The organism is Sphingomonas lycopersici (genome assembly GCF_026130605.1).
Lineage (GTDB): Bacteria > Pseudomonadota > Alphaproteobacteria > Sphingomonadales > Sphingomonadaceae > Sphingomonas > Sphingomonas lycopersici.
Genome location: NZ_JANFAU010000011.1, coordinates 15715 through 33072, shown reverse-complemented (window position 1 = coordinate 33072; position 17358 = coordinate 15715). Strand labels below are relative to the sequence as shown.

Below are 17358 nucleotides of genomic sequence, written 5' to 3'. Positions count from 1 at the left end.
TCTGGCTTCAGAGCGTCGCGCTTTTAATCGCGATCACGCCAAGTCTTCCCCTTTTGCTCCCGCGAAGGCGGGAGGCCAGGCTGGGTCCCCGCCTTCGCGGGGACACAAGATGGGAACCACCAACCCGGCCTGCGCCGCGGTGGATCATATCACGAAGCCCTAATAGTCCGCCGGCGGCGGCATGGCCCGACCAGGCGAGGCTGACGACCGCGACCGCGGCAAGCGCGGTGAGCGGGACAAGCGTGCCGATCCAGCGCGCCGATCGTCCGAGCGCGGTAATGGTGACGAGCGCCAATGCGACGGTGCGGACGATCAGCGCGTGCCCGCTTGGGGTATCGGCCAGCAGCGTCGTCCTTATCGCACCGGGCCGCCCCGCCGGTCGTTGACGCGATGCATGTCGGTCGAGAACGACGTCGGCGGCCTCATAACCTCTCCGGGGTATTCGACGCCGGATACGCGGGCCGCACGCGCATCCCTTATCGGTTACGGTCCGATTGGCGACGAGGGATTTTTCGCTAGATTGCGTACCGGTCGGTGGAGGTGTGAGGAACGAATGACGAATCTCGATGGAATGCTGCAGCGTCTGAGCGACTTGCCGACCGACCCGCGGTTGGCGGCGATCGACGATGCGGTGATCGACGCGCTGGCGCGCCGCCGCACGCATGGCGCGCCGTTGCCGGGCAGCGTTTTTGCCATCGCTGCCGGGTTGGCGCTGACGATCGGTCTTGTCACGTCGTTGATCCCGGCGAGTGAAAGCCACGCGGCGACGATCAATCCGCTCGGCGCCTCGCCGGCGCTTGCCCCTTCGACATTGCTCGGGACCGACGGGTGAGCGATCGTCGGAGGCTGCTGCTGATCGCGCTGATCGCCTTCGTCGCCGCGATCGCTGGGGTGGGGATCGGTCGGGTGTTCATCACGCCTCCCGCGCCGGTGGAAAGCGAGCTACACACGCTGCTCCACCACCAGCTCAAGCTCGATAGCGCGCAGCAGGCGCGGATGGACGTGATCGAGCGGCAATTCGCGATCCGCAAACAGGCGCTTGAGCTCGAGTTGCGCGCGGACAATGCGCGGCTCGCCGATGCGATTCAGGCCGAGCACGGCTATGGCCCGGCGGTCGCGGCGGCGGTCGACCAGTCGCATCAGAAGATGGGGCAGCTCCAGAAGGAAACGCTCGAGCATGTCTTCGCGATGCGCGCCGTGCTGCGGCCCGATCAGGCGGTGCAGTTCGACGCGGCGGTGGTCAAGGCGCTCACGGCCGACGGACGGTGACACTCGATCTTGACGGCTGTTCGGATGGCGAGCTGGCCGCGCTCGCGCTCGGCGGGCGCCAGGCGGCCTATGGCGAATTGATGCGGCGCCACCGCGACGCCGTCTTCCGCCTGCTGCGCGGGCATACCGGCGATGCCGATGCGGCGGTCGATCTGACCCAGCAGGGGTTCATCGCCGCCTTTGCCGCGCTGCGCAGCTATGACGGCGCGCGGCCGTTTCGGCTGTGGATCGCGCGGATCGCGATCAACAAGGCGCACGACTGGAACCGCCGCCGCGCGGTGCGCCGGCTACTGACCTTCGCGCGCCCGATCGACGAAGCGGTGGGGGTGGCCGATCCCGGCATCCCGGCCGATGTCCAGATCGACGACCGCCGCGCGCTCGAACGGACGATGCGCGCGATCGCGACGCTTCCGGTCAATCTGCGCGACGTGCTGGTGCTGCGCACGATCGAGGGGATGAGCCAGGCGGAAAGCGCCGCGGTGCTCGCGATCAGCGAGAAGGCGGTCGAGACGCGGCTCTATCGCGCGCGGGCGAAACTTATGGAAATGTTGAGGGATTAGCCCAGAGCATGCGTATCTGCCGGTAAGTTGGACACTGGGAAGACGCATGACGAATAGGGCAGTCCTCGATCGCCGGGGTTTTTTGCGAACGGCCGGGCTGGCCGGTGGCACCGCCGCTCTCGCGGCATGGATGCCCGCCTGGGCGAGCCCGGTATCCGCCGGGCTACCGACCGTATCGGGCGAGGATATTACGCTCCGCATCGCGCGTCAGACGATGACGATCGACGGCCGGCGGATGGCGGCGATCGGGGTCAACGGCACGATCCCCGCGCCGCTCGTCCGGCTCCGCGAGGGGCAGAAGGTGCGGCTCAACGTGATCAACGATCTCGACGAGGATAGCTCGATCCATTGGCACGGGCTGATCCTGCCGTTCCATATGGATGGCGTGCCGGGGGTCAGCTTCCCGGGGATCAAGCCGCGATCGACCTTCGTTTATGAATTCCCCGTCGTCCAGTCGGGCACTTATTGGTATCATAGCCATTCGGGATTCCAGGAGCAGCTCGGCCATTACGGCCCGATCGTGATCGATCCGGCGGGCGAGGATCCGGTGCGTTACGATCGCGAGCATGTGATCGTCCTGTCGGATCACAGCCGGCTGTCGCCCGAGGCGATCTTCCGCCGGATGAAGGTCAATCCGGGGCATTTCAATTTCCAGCGGCAGACGCTGGGCGGGCTGCTCGCCGGGCGCGACCAGCCGTCCAAGGACCGGCTCGCCTGGGGCGGGATGCGGATGGACCCCGCCGATATCTCCGACGTGTCGGGCGCCGCCTATACCTTCCTGGTCAACGGCCACGGCCCGGCGGACAATTGGACCGGGCTGTTCACGCCGGGCGAGCGCGTGCGGCTGCGCGTCATCAACGCCTCGGCGATGACCACCTTCAACGTTCGCATCCCCGGATTGCCGATGACGATCGTTCAGGCCGATGGGCAGAATGTCATGCCGGTCGAGGTCGGCGAGTTCCAGATCGGGGTCGCCGAAACCTATGACGCGATCGTCACGCCGACGGCGGATCGCGCCTTCACGCTGGTCGGCGAGGCGATCGACCGTTCGGGAATGGCGCGCGCGACGCTCGCGCCGCGCGCCGGGATGGTCGCGCCCGTCCCGCCGCTGCGCAAGCGCCCGCTCGCCAATATGACCGATATGGGGATGGGCGGGATGGACATGGGCGGCGGAACGGCCGCGCCGCGCGGGATCGACACGACCGCCGAGCAGAATGCCTCCGCCAAGCTTGCCACCGGCGCGGCTGAGGAGCCGATGCCGAAGATGGCGGGGATGGATCACGCCGCGATGGGCCATGGCGGCGGCGCGAGCGCCGGTGGGATGGATCATGCCGCAATGAGGCACGGCGGCGGTGCGGCGGGCGCCGATCACGCCGCGATGGGGCATGGCGGGGGCGGCGGCCACAGCATGCGCGACTTCGCCAATGCGCCGCAGGTCAAGCGCGATCCCAGCGTCCAGACGATCTCGCCGATGCCGGCCGATCGCACCGATTATCCGGGGCAGGGGCTGGAGGATGTCGGACACAAGGTGCTGGTCTATCGCGACCTGATGGCGCTGGAGCGCAACCCCGACGTGCGTGCGCCGTCACGCAGCCTCGATATCCACCTGACCGGCAATATGGAGCGGTTCATGTGGTCGTTCGACGGGGTGAAGATGTCCGACATGCACGATCCGATCCCGTTCATCGAGGGCGAGCGCGTCCGGGTGACGCTGATCAACGATACGATGATGGGGCACCCGATCCACCTCCACGGCCATTTCTTCGAACTGGTCACCGGGCACGGCGATCGCGCGCCGCGCAAGCACACCGTGATCGTCCAGCCGGGGGGCAAGGTGTCGTGGGACTTCACCGCCGATGCGGTGGGGGATTGGGCGTTCCATTGCCATTTGCTCTATCACATGGCGGCGGGGATGATGCGCGTCGTCAGCGTCCGGCCGAAGGGAGGCGCGGCATGACCCGGCGCGTTCCGCTGCTCGTGACGGCCTCGGTCGCATTCGCCCTCGCGGCGCTGTGCGCCGCCGCCCCCGCGACCGCGCAGGATCAGGCGATGGCGGACATGCCGGGCATGAAGGTGCCGGCGAAGAAAACCGCCACGCCCGCGCCGTCGTCGCCCGCCGCGCATCACGGGCATGACATGCAGGGGATGAATCATGCCGGGATGGACCATTCGGGGATGAACCCTGCGCCTGCGCCAGCCGCCGCGACGCCACAGGCTACGCCCGCGGGGGAACATGCCGGTCACGACATGAGCGCGATGCCCGCATCGCAACCGGCCGCGCCTGCGGGGGATCACGCCGGGCACGACATGAGCGCGATGCCGGCACCGCAGCCGGCCGCGCCCGCCGGGGAACATGGCGGGCATGATATGGCCGCGATGCCCGCGACGCAGCAGACCGGCACCAACCTCCCCGCGGGCGATGCGCCAGCGCCGGCACTGCCGGGCGATCATTATGCCGATCGCGTCTATTCCCCGGCGGAGATGGCGCGCGCGCGCCACGAGATGATGAAGGAGGAGGGCGCGCAGACCTTCTCGCTGATCATGTTCAACCTTGCCGAATATAATGCGCGCAACGGGCGCGACGGCTATCGCTGGGACGCGGAAGGCTGGTTCGGCGGCGACATCAACCGCTTCGTCGTCAAGAGCGAGGGCGAGGGGGCGTTCCGCGAGGGGGTCGAATCGGCCGAGATACAGGCGCTCTACAGTCGCGCGATCGGCCCCTATTTCAACCTGCAGGCCGGCCTGCGTTACGATTTCCGCCCGAATCCCTCGCGCACCTATGCGGTCGTCGGGGTCGAGGGCCTCGCGCCTTACTGGTTCGAGGTGGGGGGCAGCCTGTTCCTGTCGAACAAGGGCGAATTGCTCGGCCGGCTCGAAGGCTATTACGATCAGCGCCTCACCCAGCGCCTCGTCCTCCAGCCGCGCGTCGAGCTGGATTTCGCGGCGCAGGACGTGCCGGAGACCCGCACCGGCGCCGGCCTGTCGACCGCCGAGCTCGGGCTCAGGCTGCGCTATGAGATCACCCGTCAGTTCGCGCCCTATATCGGCGTCTCCTACGACGCCAAGGCCGGCCAGACCGCCCGCTATGCGCGCGCCGACGGCGAGGACCCAACCACCGTCAACTTCGTCATGGGGACGCGTATCTGGTTCTGATTCCGTCTCGTTGCTTAATAGTTGAAGGCCGAGGCACGGACCTCCTCCGTTCGCCCTGAGCCTGTCGAAGGGCTGCACTTCTTTCCGCGGAAGAAAGGGCAGGGCTTCGACAGGCTCAGCTCGAACGGCGTTGGGCGGCGATCAGAATTTCGCGGTCGCGGCGACGGTGAAATAGCGCCCCATGATCCCTGAGAAATAGGGCCGGGTGCCGTTGCCGAGCGGGGCGGGATAGGGCGGGGTGGCGTCGAACAGATTGTCGACGATCAGCTTCAGCCCGAAACGCTCGTTGACCTTCGCGCCGATCGTCGCGTTAAACAGCCACCAGTCGCCGACCCCGGTGATGTCGGTCGCATTGGGCGCGGCGTCCATGTCGAACCGGCCCTTGCCGATATATTGCGCCTGCAGCAGCAGGTTGAATTTACTGCCCTCGTAGCTGAGGTTGGCGGTGCCCGAATGGCGCGGATAGCCGATCGACCCGGCGACATGCTTGATATCGTCGGTGCCGACCTGCGTTTCGAGCGTGTCGCGGTAGAAATAATTCACCGCCAGCCCGATCGCCCCCGCATCGCGCACCCCGATGCGCTCGAGCGGCAGCCGGTAGGAGAGCGTCGCCTGCAGCCCCGCGCTCCTGGTGCGCGCGGCATTGTAGAAGCCCTCGCGGATCGTGACGATCTGGCCATTGGCGTCGCGGGTGAACAGGTTGCAGAACTGGTTGGGATAGCCGGGCGAATCATAGCAGGCGCTGAGGATCGACGGCCCGTCGAGCGTGACGATCGCATCCTTGAGCGTGATGTTGACCCAATCCACCGCGAGCGACAGCCCCGGCACGAAGCGCGGCTGGACGATCGCGCCGACCGTCCAGCTATCGGCCTTTTCGTTGCGCAGGTCGGCATTGCCGGCGACGGTCACCGGGATCTGGAAGCTGCTGAAATTGGAGATGAAGGTTGCCGGGTTGATCCCCGCCGCGACGCAATTCGCGCGGCGCACCGCCGGGTTCGGCCCGTTGGCGACGAAGCGCGTGTCGCACGGATCAGGGCCGGCCTCATAAGCGATCGAGGCGGGGTTGAACGCCTCGGTGATCGCGGGCGAGCGGATCGAGCGAGTAAAATTGCCGCGGAAGGTCACGTCGGGGACGAAGCCGATGCGCCCGCCCGCGCTCCACGTCAGGTCGCCCCCCGACAGCGAGTTGTGGACCCAGCGCGCCGATCCGTCGAATTCGAGCGTGTGCAGCCAGTTGAGGCCGTTCTGCGCGGTCACCAAAGGCGCGACGATTTCGCCGAACACCTCGTTGGTGTGATATTTGCCCGCGACCGGATCGACCAGGATCGAGCGGCCATAGGGCACGCGCGATCCATCCGGCTGCGGCTCGCCATAGTAGAAAGCGCCGGGGTCGAAACGGGTCCGTTCCTGGCGATGTTCGAAGCCCGCGACCAGCTTCACGTCATTGCCGAGCAGGCTGAACGCGCTGCCCTTGATATTGGCGTTGAACACGATCTGTTCGTTGACCGAGCGCGGCGTCGCCACCGCGAAGATGTAGTTGCGCGCGGCCTGACTCGCCTGCCCCGAGCCGAGGATGTTGAGCGGGGCGCAGGTCGAACTGATCGTCTGGATCGCCGCATTCACCGCGCCGGGACGGCAGACGATATTGCCCGAACCGTCGACCACCACGTCGAGCGCGTTGCGGAAATTCTGCTCGACCAGCTTGTTCTGGCGGACATCCATCTGCGACCGGCCGTAGACCGCCGAGGCTTCCCAGCTGAAATCGCGCCCGCCGATGCCGAGCGTCCCGTCGAACCCGCCGACGAAGCGATAGGTCTCGACGGTCGATTCCGCGCGCCCGGTGGTGAGATCGGAAAGCGCGCGGCCGAGGTAGAAGACATTCTGCCCGGCGGGCAGATTGGCGGCGATCGTCGCGCGATCGGCGGCGCTGAGATAGGGGTTGTCGAGGCTGATCGCGATATTGCCGTTGGGCGAGCCGGCGGGGCCGAACAATGCCGTATTGTAATTGGGCTCGTCGATCAGGTTGACGCTCTTCGAATGGCTGTACCAGCCCTCGCCGAAGAAGCGCACGTTGTCGGTAAGCTGGTAGCTCAGCCGGACGCTGCCGAGATAACGTTCCGAATCGGTCAGCAGGTTCGATCGCGAGGGCATGTCGAAACCGTTGCCGCCGCTGCTGATGAAGCCTTGACGCATCATCGTGCCGAGATCGAGCGGGACGAGCCTGCCGTTCGATCCGAACTGGAGCAGTTGCCCCGCGGCATTGCGGATTCCCGAGCGCACGGCGAGATAATCGTCGTCCGAAAAGGGCGTGCCGCCGGCGGTGAAGGCCGTGAAGCGCTGCCCCGGATAGACGACCTGGCGATAGGGCGAATTGAGCGAAGCGGGCGGGGTGCCGAAGAACGAGCCGCGCTCGGTCACGGCGCGGCTGCCCGCGGTCAGCCCGTCGCCGTGATCATATTCGCCCGACACGGTGATATTGCCGCGCCCGCCGGCGAAATTGGTGCCCGCGAGCAGGCTGAGCTGCTGTTCGGGGGCATCGCCGCGTTGCGAGACGCCGCTCTGCGCGCGGAGCTCAACCCCGGTATAATCGCGCTTGAGGATGATGTTGACCGTTCCCGCGATCGCATCCGAGCCGTAGATCGGCGCGCCGCCGACGGTCACCGTCTCGATCCGCTCGATCAGCGAGGTCGGGATCGTGTTGAGATCGACCTGCGAACCCGGGCTGACCGGGCCGAAGATCGTCGCGGTGTTGGACGAGACGAAGCGCCGGCCGTCGACCAGCACCAATGTGCGCTGCGAGCCGAGCCCGAAGAAATCGACGAAGGTCTGCCCCGGCCCGAACGGCGATTGCGCGCCGGTCGCGCTCGCACCCGGCGGGCCGAACGCGGGGATCTCGGTCAGCGCCTGGGCGACATTGGTATAACCGCGATTGTCGATCTCGTTCTTGCCGATCACCTGCGTCGGCTGGAAGGTATCGAACTGCGGTCGGGGAATGCGCGAGCCGGTGACGACGACGTCGGCGGGGGTGTCCTGCGGTGCAGCCGCAGCGGCATCGGATGCGCTCTGCGCGAGCGCCGGCGCTGCAGCGAGGAGCAACGCAGTCGCGCTGACGCCGCGCAGGATAACGGTACGGGCCGATGCCGTATTCATGACTAAACCTCTGTGAAATATGAAATTTACTGTCGGCCAGCGACGAACCGGCACTGCGCGCGCGATGCGGTTTGCGCGCGGGATCGTCTTTGACGGAACATCCTCAACGAATCGTTACCGCAGCGAACCGAGCCTCGGTGCACGCGGATTCGGCAATGGTGCTCGGACGGTGTCGGGGCTTCTTTTGTACCAGTCGAAGGTCGGTCAGTCGGCGTCGTCGAGCGTCACCGCGCGCGCCAGATCGGCGGGGGTGTCGATATCGGCGAGCCAGCCCGCCGCCGCCGGGACGCGTGCCGCGGTGGCGAGCAGGTCGCGCGCGCCGCGGTCGCCGGTTCGAGCGCGCAGGTCCGCGAACGAGGATCGGCCGAACAGCGCGGGCGGCATCGGTTGTCCCGCGCGGTCCGATGCGACGATTGGGGCATGGGCGGGGTCGAACCTCGCCAGCAGGGCGCCGACATGCGTCGCCGCTACATTGGGCATGTCGCCGAGGCAGATCAGCGCGGCATCGACCGTCTCGGGCAGCGCGCCGATGCCGAGCGCCAGCGAATGCGAGAGCCCGCGCCCCGGCGCATCGTTGCGTAAGACATGAAATCCGCTGTCGTCGAGCAGCGCCGCGACGCGATCGTCGCTGCACACCGCGATCCGCGCGCCGAACCCGAGCCCCGCGAGCCGTTCGGCGACGTGGCGCACCAGAGGTTGCCCGCGCAACTCGGCGAGCAATTTGTCGGCCGCGCCGAACCGGCGCGACTCCCCGGCGGCGAGGAGCAATGCCCCAACGCGCTCAGCCGCGATCATGCCCCGCCATAGCGTCGCTGAGCTGACGCAATCGCTGTTTGAGGATCTTGCCGCTGGCGTTGCGCGGCAGATCGTCGACGAAGACGATCCGCTTGGGGCGCTTGAACCCGGCGAGCCGCGTCGCGCAATGCGCCTCGACATCGGCCGCCGACACCTCGGCCCCGGCGCGGCGCACGACGAAGGCGGTGACCGCCTCGATCCAGCGCGGATCGGGCAGCCCGATCACCGCCACCTCGGAGACGTGCGGGTGGGTGTAGATCGCCTCCTCCACCTCGCGCGACGAGACATTCTCACCGCCGGTCTTGATCATGTCCTTCTTGCGGTCGACGATCGTGATGAACCCGTCGGCGTCGATCGTCGCGAGATCGCCGCTGTGGAACCAGCCGCCGGCGAAGGCGGCGTCGGACAATTCGGGCTGGCGCCAATAACCCGTCAGCAATTGCGGCGAGCGATGCACCACCTCGCCGATTTCACCCACCGCCACATCACGCATGTCGTCATCCACCACGCGGGTCAGGACGTGGAGCGTCGGGCGCCCGGCCGATCCTGGGCGGGTGGCGTGATCCGCCGGCCCCAGCACGGTCGCGACGGGCGCGATCTCGGTCTGGCCGTAGAGGTTCCATAGCCGGAGGCCCGGGAAGCGCGCCGCCAGCTCCTCGATGATCGCGACCGGCATGATCGACGCGCCATAATAGCATTTGGCGAGTGACGAGAGGTCGTGCGCGGCGAACAAGGGCGAGCGGAGCAGCGCGATCCACACCGTCGGCGGGGCAAAGAAGGAGGTGACGCGGTGGCGCTCGATCAGCGGCAGCACCTGATCGGGGGCGGGCGAGCCGGCGATCACGCTCGTCGCGCCCGACAAGAGCGCCGGGCCGGCCATCGCGTCGAGCGCGGCGCAGTGGAACAGCGGCAGCGCGTGGAGCGCCACGGTATCGGGGGTCCAGCCGCAATCGAACAGGCAGCTCTGATATTGCCACAGCACCGCGGCATGGGTGAGCATCGCGCCCTTGGGGCGGCTCTCGGTGCCGCTGGTGTAGATGATCTGGAGCAGATCGTCGGCATCGGCGCGGTCGCCCGGCGCGGCGCCGGGGACGAGCAGATCGCGCCAGCCGCGCGCGCCGGCCGGCGCGTCACCCTCGACGATGAAGATCGCCTCGACCGTCGCGGGGTTCGCCTCGCGCGCCAGCGGCGCCAGCGCGGCGTCGACGAACAACAGCCGCGCTTCGGCATGGTCGAGGATATAGGCGATCTCGCCCGCGCCGAGCATCACGTTGACCGGCACCAGCACCGCCGCGATGCGCGCCGCGGCGAAGCGGATCGCGAGAAAGGCGTGGCTGTTGCGCGCGAGGATCGCGATCCGGTCGCCGGGGGCGACGCCGAGGTCGAGCAGCCCCGCCGCCAGTTCGTCGACGATGCGATCGAACGCGGCATAGCTCCACGTCTCGTCGCCGAAGATCAGCGCGGCCTTGTCACCGTGGCGCGCCGCCGATCGACGCAGCATCAGCGACAACGACTGGGCCTGGGGTGATGTCACGCCGCGAATCCTCTCGTCACCGTCTTCTCCGTCGAGAAGCCGTGCCATCGCGCGGCGCCGGGGACAATCATGATCCGCGCCGATCGCCCCGGCGCCCTCGCGAAATGCGAGGGCGGTTCATGCGGTTTTCTGAGGAAAATGGTGCTGCCGGTGAGGATTGAACTCACGACCTCAGCCTTACCAAGGATGCGCTCTACCACTGAGCTACGGCAGCATCGCCCGAAGGGCAGGGGCGCCCTAGAGACGAGGGCGACGGCATTGTCAAGGCGTTGCGCGCGCGCAATAGCGCTTTCATGGCAAACGACCGTGAAGATCGCGCCGCCCGCCTCGCCGAGCAGCTGCGCGCCAACCTCAGGAAACGCAAGGCGCAGGCACGCAGTCGGCCGGATGCGGAGGCGGCGGCGCCGGATGATTCGCCGGCGAAGGCGTGATACTCCCCGTTCGCCCTGAGCTTGTCGAAGGGCTGTCCTTCTTCCTTGGAAGAAAAGGGCAGGGCTTCGACAGGCTCAGCCCGAACGGCGGTTTGGATTTGGGTCTGAGGCGTTACGCCCCGATCCGCCGGCACCGCTCGATCAGCCAGGCGCGGTCCTCGCCCTCCAGCACGTCGCCCAGCGTCGCCGCGACGCGCGCGTGATAGGCGTCGAGCCACGCCAGCTCGGCCGCGTCGAGCAGCGCCGGCTCGATCAGGTCGCGGTCGATCGGGGCGAGCGTCAGCGTCTCGAACGCCAGCATCGCCGCCTCGCCTCCGGCGATCTCGCGCTCGATCACCAGCAGCAGATTCTCGATCCGGATGCCGTAATCGCCGGCTTTGTAATAGCCGGGCTCGTTCGACAGGATCATGCCCGGGCGCAAGGGCTCCTGCGGCCCGCCGCCGCCGTAGCTCGGCTTGGCGATCCGCGCCGGGCCTTCGTGGACCGACAGATAGCTGCCGACCCCGTGCCCGGTGCCGTGCGCATAATCGAGCCCGGCCTGCCACAGCGGCAGCCGCGCCAGCGCATCGAGCTGTTGCCCGGTCGTGCCGTGCGGGAAGACCGCGGTGGCGAGCGCGATATGCCCCTTGAGCACCCGGGTGAAGCGATCGCGCATCTCGGCGGTCGGGGTGCCGATCGGGACGACGCGGGTCAGATCGGTGGTGCCGTCGGCATATTGCCCGCCCGAATCGATCAGATAGAGCTGGCCGAGCTCGATCGGCGCGTTCGATTCCTCGGTGACGTGATAATGCGGGCTCGCGCCATGCGCGCCGGTCGCCGAAATTGTGTCGAACGACAGATCCTTGAGCAATCCGGTCTCGGCGCGGAATTCCTGCAGCTTGGCGGCGGCGGAAAGCTCGGTCTGCCCGCCCTTAGGCGCCTCCGCCGCGATCCAGCGCAGGAAACGGGTCAGCGCCGCGCCGTCGCGCAGGCTGGCGGCGTGGTGGCCGGCGATCTCCGCCGGGTTCTTGCATGCCTTGGGGATCACGACGGGATCGCGCAGCGACACCACCTTGCCCCCCGCCGCCTCGATCGCCAGCGGGATCGCCGCGACCGACAATGCGGGATCGACCGCCACCGTCTTGCCCGCGAACGCGCCGAGCGCGGGGGCGAAGGCGGTGCGATCGTGGATCCGCACCGCATTGCCGAGATGCTGGCGCACCGCATCGGTCACCTTTTCCGGCGCGACGAACAGATCCGCGGTGCCGTCGGCATTGACGATCGTATAGGCCAGCGCGACCGGGGTGCGCGCGACATCGCTGCCGCGCACGTTGAGCAGCCAGGCGATCGAATCGAGCGCGGCGAGCACCACCGCATCGGCCTTTTGCGCGGCGAGCCAGTCGGCGATCTCGGCGCGCTTTTCGGCGGAGGAGCGGCCGGCGAGCTGGTTGTCGTGAACCGAGAGCGTCGCGTCGGACGGGGCGGGGCGGTCGGGCCAGATCGCGTCGATCGGGTTGGTGTCGACGGGGACCAAAGTCGCGCCGACCTTGGCCAGCGCGGCCGATGCCTCTGCCACCCAGGCGCGGGTGTGGAGCCACGGGTCGTAGCCGATCCGCGCGCCGTCCGCCGCATGCCCCGCGAGCCATTCGGACACGCTCGTCTCGGGGACGCCGACGAACTGCCAGTCGCCGCCGTCGACCTGTTCGCGCACCTGGAGCGTATAGCGCCCGTCGGTGAAGATCGCGGCGTCCTGGGGCAGCACCGCTGCGGTGCCCGCCGATCCCTGGAAACCGGTAAGCCACGCGAGCCGCTGCGCATAAGCGCCGACATATTCGCTCATATGCTCGTCGGTCAGCGGCACGATGAAGCCGTCGAGGCGCTGGCGGGCAAGCTGCTCGCGGAGCGCAGCGAGGCGGGCGGAATAAGTCGACATAGAGCTGCTTTCCGATTCTCGATCAATGGCGCCGCGGGATGAGGTGAAGCACGCCCGCGATGATGCCGCCCACGATAAGCCCGACCACGCCCGAGAGGAAGGCGCTGACGAGCCACGCCGCGACGCCGCCCAGCGCGTGCCGCGCCGCCTCGGCCGCGTGATGCACCCATAAGGGGATCGGGGTGAGGTGGAATTGCTCGAGCCCGTGGACGATGATCTGCCCGCCGACCCACAGCATCGCGGCGACCCCGATCTGCGAGATCAGCGACAGCACGATCGGCATCGCCGCGACCAGCCCGCGGCCGATCTTTTGCAGCGCAGCACCGGGGCGGCGGGCGAGCGCGAGGCCGATATCGTCCATCTTCACGATCAGCGCGACGACGCCATAGACGCCGACGGTGATCGCCACCGCGACCACCGCCAGCGCGATCGCCTGATTGACCAGCGGCTGATCGGCAAGCGAGGAGAGCGCGATCGCCATGATCTCCGCCGAAAGGATCAGATCGGTGCGGATCGCGCCCGCCACCTGGCGCTCCTCCAGCTCCTGCGCGTCGGCGGTGACCACCGTGGTCGCGTCGTGCGGCGCACCGGACAGCGCCTCGATCACCTTCTCGGCCGCTTCGAAGCACAGGAAGGCGCCGCCGGCCATCAGGATCGGGGTGATCGCCCAGGGCGCGAACGCCGCGAGCAGCAACGCCGCCGGGAGGAGGAAGACCAGCTTGTTGCGGAGCGAGCCGAGCGCGATCTTGCCGATGATCGGCAACTCGCGTGCCGGGGAGAGGCCGACGACGTAGCGCGGGGTGACCGCGGCATCGTCGATCACCACCCCCGCCGCCTTGGCGCTGGCACGCCCGGCGGCGCCGGCCACGTCGTCGAGGCTGGCAGCGGCGAGTTTCGCGAGTGCAGCGATATCGTCAAGCAACGCAACTAGGCCGGCGGCCATTCGCGAATTCCCCAATGTTGTGATCCCGAGGCATGGACCATCGCGCAGCTTCGCAGCCGCACGCAAGGGGCGGGGACGATCCACGCCAAAGATCGGGGCGATTCGCTGGACCGTCCTTTCCGTTCGCGCTGAGCTTGTCGAAGGGCTGTCCTTCTTCGCGTGCAGAAAAGTGCAGGGCTTCGACAAGCTCAGCCCGAACGGAGGATAGTACAGCCTGCGTTGCGCAGAGCATTCGAATGTCAGGAGAATCGTAAACGGGGGAGAGCGGCCGTGCGGCAGTGGCGCTCGATCCCCCGCACTGTTGCTCCGCCGGTGCCGGTCTTAACCGGCGGCTCCACTCCAAATCTTTCTTATGATTCGGCGCGCTTCAGCGCGGCTTCCATGCATGGTTCGCAGCCAAAAAGAAAGGCCGGTCTCGCGACCGGCCTTAAAAGTTTTTAGGAGAGGATGCCTGAAAGGCCCGACCCTTGTGCAGTGCAGCACGGGTTTTCGCAACTGCAAACTAAGCGTTTACGATTGCAAATGCTGCAATCGCGGCAGTCGAAACGCATCGACATGGCCGGGCGGCGGGTTATGGAGGTGGCATGAAATTTCCCGCTCCGCCCCGCGCCGCGCGCCGCCCGCATCAATTCACCCGCCACGGCATCACGATCGACGATCCCTGGGCGTGGCTGAAGGACGCCGGCTATCCCGATATCACCGACAAGCAGATCCTCGGCTATCTCGAGGAGGAGAACGCTTATTTCGACGCGGTGATGGCGCCGCTCAAGCCGCTGACCGAGCGAATCAACGCCGAGATGCGCGGGCGGATCAAGGAAGACGAATCGACCGTGCCGCAGCGCGACGGCGACTGGCTGTACTGGACCGCGTTCGAAACCGGCGGCCAATATCGCAAATGGTGGCGCAAGCCCGTCGCCGGCGGCGCAGACGAATTGCTGCTCGACGAGCCGGCGCTGGCCGAGGGGCACGAATATTTCCGGCTCGGGGCGTTCGCGCCGTCGAACGACGGGACCAAGCTCGCCTATGCGATCGATGATTCGGGCGCCGAGCGGTTCGAGATCCGCGTCAAGGATCTCGTCACCGGCGAGCATCTGCCCGAGGTGATCCCGGGGATGCTCTCCGATATCGTGTGGACGTCGGACGACGCGGGCTTTCTCTATGGGCTCGCCAACAAGGAATGGCGCACCGACAATGCGCGCTTTCACCGGCTCGGCACCGATCCGGCCGAGGATGTGGAGCTCTATCACGAGGATGACGAGGGCTATCGCGTCGCGGTGTCCGAGACGAGCGATCGCAAGTGGATCGTCATCGGCACCGGCGATCATGTGACGAGCGAGATCCGGCTGCTCCCGGCAGGCGATCCCTTCGCGACGCCGATCCTCGTCGCGCCGCGGCTTTCCGGGCGCGAATATGATGTCGACACCCACGGCGACACATTGTTCATCCACACCAACGACACCGATCCGATGTGGCGGCTCGCCACCGCGCCGCTCGCCGCGCCGGGGGAGTGGACGGAGCTGATCGCGCCCTCGGCGACCTTCTACATGACCGGGGTCGAATGCTACCGCGACTTCTTCGTCGTCGAGGGGCGTGAGGACGGGCTCGATCAGATCGCGATCCACCGCTACGACACGCCGACCCAGGGCCAGCGCATCGCTTTCCCCGAGGCGAGCTATACCGCCGGGCTCGGCGACAATCCCGAATATGACCAGACCGTCCTGCGGCTCGGCTATGAATCGATGGTCACGCCCGGAACGGTCTATGATTACGATACCGCGACCGGCGCGCTGACCGCGCTCAAGGTGCAGGAAATCCCCTCGGGCTATGATGCGGACAAATATCGCACCGAGCGGCTCAAGATCGCCGCGCGCGACGGGACGTTGGTGCCGGTGTCGATCGTCTACCCGGTCGATTTCCCCAAGGACGGGTCGCGCCCGCTCTATCTCTATGCTTATGGCGCTTACGGTCATGCCATCCCGCCGGGCTTCTCGACTGGGCGGCTGTCGTTGCTCGATCGCGGCTTCGCTTATGCGATCGCGCATATCCGCGGCGGCGACGATCTCGGGCAGCAATGGTATCACGACGGCAAGCTCGAAAAGCGCACCAATACCTTCAACGATTTCGTCGACGTGGCGAAGGGGCTGATCGCGCAGGGCTGGACCAGCGCGGGCCGGATCGCGATCGCCGGGCGCTCGGCAGGCGGCGAGCTGATGGGCGCGGTGGTCAATTCCGATCCCGAATTGTGGGGCGCGGTGATCGCCGACGTGCCGTTCGTCGACGTGCTCAACACGATGCTCGACGAAACTTTGCCGCTTACCCCGGGCGAATGGCCCGAATGGGGCAATCCGATCACCGACAAGGCGGCGTTCGAGCTGATCCGTTCCTATTCGCCCTATGACAATGTGCGCGCGCAGGCCTATCCGCCGCTGTTCATTTCGGGCGGGCTCAACGATCCGCGGGTGACCTATTGGGAGCCGGCGAAATGGGCCGCCAAGCTCCGCGCGACCAAGACCGACGCCAATATCCTGTTGCTCAAGACCAATATGGGCGCGGGGCACGGCGGCAAATCGGGGCGGTTCGACAGCCTCTACGAAGCCGCCGAGGAGCATAGCTTCGTGCTGTGGCAATTGGGCGTGGACGACGCGCGGTGACGGTCGAGGCCATCGTCGCCAAATACGGCCTGCTGGCGCTGTTTCTCGGTGCGGGGCTGGAAGGGGAGACGGTGGTCGTCGCCGGCGGGCTGCTGTCGCACCGCGGGCTGTTTCCGCTGGCGGGGGCGATGGCCGCGGCGGCGCTGGGGTCGTTCGCCGCCGATCAGATCTGGTTCTTCGTCGGGCGACATTTCCACGATCACCGCGTGGTGCGTCGCGCCTATGAGAAGCCGGCGTTCGCCAAGGCGATCGACTTTTTCCATCGCCACCCGATCGGATTCATCTTCGCCTTCCGCTTCATCTACGGCTTCCGCACGGTCAGCCCGATCGCGATCGGCACCACCGATGTCGCGACGCGCACTTTCGTGACGGTCAATTTGGTCTCGGCGATCGTCTGGGGAATCGCCTTTTCGGCGATCGGCTATCTTGCCGGGCATAGTTTCGAGCGGCTGATGGGACGGCTCGTGCCCGATACGCACAGCCTGTTGCTGATTCTCGGCGGCGCGATCCTCGTCACCGGCGCGTTTTTCGGCATCCGCTATTGGCGCCGGCAATGACCGGCTTCACCCGCATCTTCCGCGCTACCCCGGCCGACATCGACGAGCTGGGGCACGTCAACAATGCGGTGTGGGTGCGCTGGGTGCAGGAGCTGGCGGTGGCGCATTGGGAGGCGGTTGCGCCGGCGGCGCATCGGGCGGCCTATGTGTGGGTCGTGACGCGCCACGAGATCGACTATCGCGGCAATCTCGCCGAGGGCGAGGAGACGGTCGGCAAGACCTGGGTGCCGCATCCCCCCCGCGGCGCGCGCTTCGACCGGCACTTTCGCTTCACCGGGGCCGACGGACGGGTGAAGGTGGAAGGCACCACCACCTGGGCGCTGATCGATCGCGCCAGCGGCCGCCTGATGCGCGTGCCGCGCGAGGTGGCGGCACCGTTCGTGGGGGAATAAGGCGGCGGACT

The 17358-nt window shown here is 67.3% G+C and carries 16 protein-coding genes and 1 tRNA gene; 10 read left to right on the top strand and 7 right to left on the bottom strand.

Annotation, left to right across the window (positions count from 1 at the left end; all coding sequences use genetic code 11):
• Positions 1–7 precede the first annotated feature (7 nt).
• Positions 8–295 carry a hypothetical protein gene (locus NED98_RS23440; RefSeq protein WP_489886381.1) on the bottom strand — a complete coding sequence of 96 codons (288 nt, stop codon included), beginning with the start codon at positions 293–295 and terminating at the stop codon, positions 8–10.
• Here NED98_RS23440 and NED98_RS18010 point away from each other — a divergent pair.
• The 6 genes from NED98_RS18010 (at position 228) to NED98_RS17985 (ending at position 4982) form a co-directional block, all read left to right on the top strand.
• Positions 228–386 carry a hypothetical protein gene (locus tag NED98_RS18010; protein ID WP_265313929.1) on the top strand — a complete coding sequence of 53 codons (159 nt, stop codon included), beginning with the start codon at positions 228–230 and terminating at the stop codon, positions 384–386. The genes NED98_RS23440 and NED98_RS18010 overlap by 68 nt on opposite strands.
• A 167-nt stretch (positions 387–553) precedes the next feature.
• Positions 554–832: a hypothetical protein gene (locus NED98_RS18005; RefSeq protein ID WP_265313928.1), complete on the top strand. Its 279-nt coding sequence runs from the start codon at positions 554–556 to the stop codon at positions 830–832.
• Positions 829–1269 carry a periplasmic heavy metal sensor gene (locus NED98_RS18000; RefSeq protein WP_179512467.1) on the top strand — a complete coding sequence of 147 codons (441 nt, stop codon included), beginning with the start codon at positions 829–831 and terminating at the stop codon, positions 1267–1269. The genes NED98_RS18005 and NED98_RS18000 overlap by 4 nt, the downstream gene beginning before the upstream one ends.
• Positions 1266–1829, top strand: coding sequence for an RNA polymerase sigma factor (locus tag NED98_RS17995; RefSeq protein WP_265269572.1), 564 nt, complete (start codon positions 1266–1268; stop codon positions 1827–1829). The genes NED98_RS18000 and NED98_RS17995 overlap by 4 nt, the downstream gene beginning before the upstream one ends.
• Positions 1830–1875: 46 nt before the next feature.
• Entirely contained in the window at positions 1876–3786 is a 1911-nt protein-coding gene (locus NED98_RS17990) for a copper resistance system multicopper oxidase (RefSeq protein WP_265313926.1), read from the top strand.
• Positions 3783–4982, top strand: a complete 1200-nt coding sequence (locus NED98_RS17985; protein ID WP_265313925.1) for a copper resistance protein B — start codon at positions 3783–3785, stop codon at positions 4980–4982. Before NED98_RS17990 ends, NED98_RS17985 begins: the two co-directional genes overlap by 4 nt.
• A gap of 141 nt (positions 4983–5123) precedes the next feature.
• Here NED98_RS17985 and NED98_RS17980 read toward each other — a convergent pair whose 3' ends face one another.
• The 4 genes from NED98_RS17980 to NED98_RS17965 form a co-directional block, all read right to left on the bottom strand.
• Positions 5124–8132 (bottom strand): TonB-dependent receptor domain-containing protein, encoded by a 3009-nt coding sequence (locus NED98_RS17980; protein ID WP_265313924.1) that lies wholly within the window; start codon positions 8130–8132, stop codon positions 5124–5126.
• 204 nt (positions 8133–8336) lie between these two features.
• Entirely contained in the window at positions 8337–8927 is a 591-nt protein-coding gene (locus NED98_RS17975; protein ID WP_265313923.1) for a nucleotidyltransferase family protein, read from the bottom strand.
• Entirely contained in the window at positions 8914–10461 is a 1548-nt protein-coding gene (locus tag NED98_RS17970; RefSeq protein ID WP_265313922.1) for a fatty acyl-CoA synthetase, read from the bottom strand. The genes NED98_RS17975 and NED98_RS17970 overlap by 14 nt, the downstream gene beginning before the upstream one ends.
• A gap of 139 nt (positions 10462–10600) precedes the next feature.
• Positions 10601–10675: transfer RNA gene (locus NED98_RS17965), tRNA-Thr, on the bottom strand.
• Positions 10676–10754: 79 nt separating this feature from the next.
• Between NED98_RS17965 and NED98_RS17960 the strand changes: the two genes are divergently transcribed.
• Complete coding sequence (locus NED98_RS17960) at positions 10755–10892, top strand: hypothetical protein (RefSeq protein WP_265313921.1); 138 nt, start codon at positions 10755–10757, stop codon at positions 10890–10892.
• A 112-nt stretch (positions 10893–11004) separates the two neighbouring features.
• Here NED98_RS17960 and NED98_RS17955 read toward each other — a convergent pair whose 3' ends face one another.
• Both NED98_RS17955 and NED98_RS17950 read right to left on the bottom strand, forming a co-directional pair.
• Positions 11005–12804, bottom strand: coding sequence for an aminopeptidase P family protein (locus NED98_RS17955; RefSeq protein WP_265313920.1), 1800 nt, complete (start codon positions 12802–12804; stop codon positions 11005–11007).
• Between the two features lie 22 nt (positions 12805–12826).
• A complete protein-coding gene (locus NED98_RS17950) occupies positions 12827–13747 on the bottom strand; it encodes a DUF808 domain-containing protein (RefSeq protein WP_179512392.1) in 921 nt (306 codons plus the stop codon).
• Positions 13748–14331: 584 nt separating this feature from the next.
• On the opposite strand from NED98_RS17950, the gene NED98_RS17945 reads away from it, so the two are divergent.
• Genes NED98_RS17945 through NED98_RS17935 form a run of 3 tightly spaced genes read left to right on the top strand, consistent with a single transcriptional unit; the run spans position 14332 to position 17347 of the window.
• Positions 14332–16398: a S9 family peptidase gene (locus NED98_RS17945; protein WP_265313919.1), complete on the top strand. Its 2067-nt coding sequence runs from the start codon at positions 14332–14334 to the stop codon at positions 16396–16398.
• Complete coding sequence (locus tag NED98_RS17940) at positions 16395–16955, top strand: DedA family protein (RefSeq protein WP_265313918.1); 561 nt, start codon at positions 16395–16397, stop codon at positions 16953–16955. Before NED98_RS17945 ends, NED98_RS17940 begins: the two co-directional genes overlap by 4 nt.
• Positions 16952–17347 (top strand): acyl-CoA thioesterase, encoded by a 396-nt coding sequence (locus tag NED98_RS17935; protein WP_265313917.1) that lies wholly within the window; start codon positions 16952–16954, stop codon positions 17345–17347. Before NED98_RS17940 ends, NED98_RS17935 begins: the two co-directional genes overlap by 4 nt.
• The last annotated feature ends 11 nt before the right edge of the window (positions 17348–17358 follow it).

What these genes read in the sequence shown, in the direction of transcription:
- NED98_RS17960 (WP_265313921.1), top strand. Translation starts at nt 10,755, where the DNA reads ATGGCAAACGACCGTGAAGATCGCGCCGCCCGCCTCGCCGAGCAGCTG.
- NED98_RS18005 (WP_265313928.1), top strand. Translation starts at nt 554, where the DNA reads ATGACGAATCTCGATGGAATGCTGCAGCGTCTGAGCGACTTGCCGACC.
- NED98_RS17990 (WP_265313926.1), top strand. Translation starts at nt 1,876, where the DNA reads ATGACGAATAGGGCAGTCCTCGATCGCCGGGGTTTTTTGCGAACGGCC.
- NED98_RS17955 (WP_265313920.1), bottom strand. Translation starts at nt 12,804, where the DNA reads ATGTCGACTTATTCCGCCCGCCTCGCTGCGCTCCGCGAGCAGCTTGCC.
- NED98_RS17980 (WP_265313924.1), bottom strand. Translation starts at nt 8,132, where the DNA reads ATGAATACGGCATCGGCCCGTACCGTTATCCTGCGCGGCGTCAGCGCG.
- NED98_RS17985 (WP_265313925.1), top strand. Translation starts at nt 3,783, where the DNA reads ATGACCCGGCGCGTTCCGCTGCTCGTGACGGCCTCGGTCGCATTCGCC.
- NED98_RS17975 (WP_265313923.1), bottom strand. Translation starts at nt 8,927, where the DNA reads ATGATCGCGGCTGAGCGCGTTGGGGCATTGCTCCTCGCCGCCGGGGAG.
- NED98_RS17945 (WP_265313919.1), top strand. Translation starts at nt 14,332, where the DNA reads ATGAAATTTCCCGCTCCGCCCCGCGCCGCGCGCCGCCCGCATCAATTC.
- NED98_RS17935 (WP_265313917.1), top strand. Translation starts at nt 16,952, where the DNA reads ATGACCGGCTTCACCCGCATCTTCCGCGCTACCCCGGCCGACATCGAC.
- NED98_RS17950 (WP_179512392.1), bottom strand. Translation starts at nt 13,747, where the DNA reads ATGGCCGCCGGCCTAGTTGCGTTGCTTGACGATATCGCTGCACTCGCG.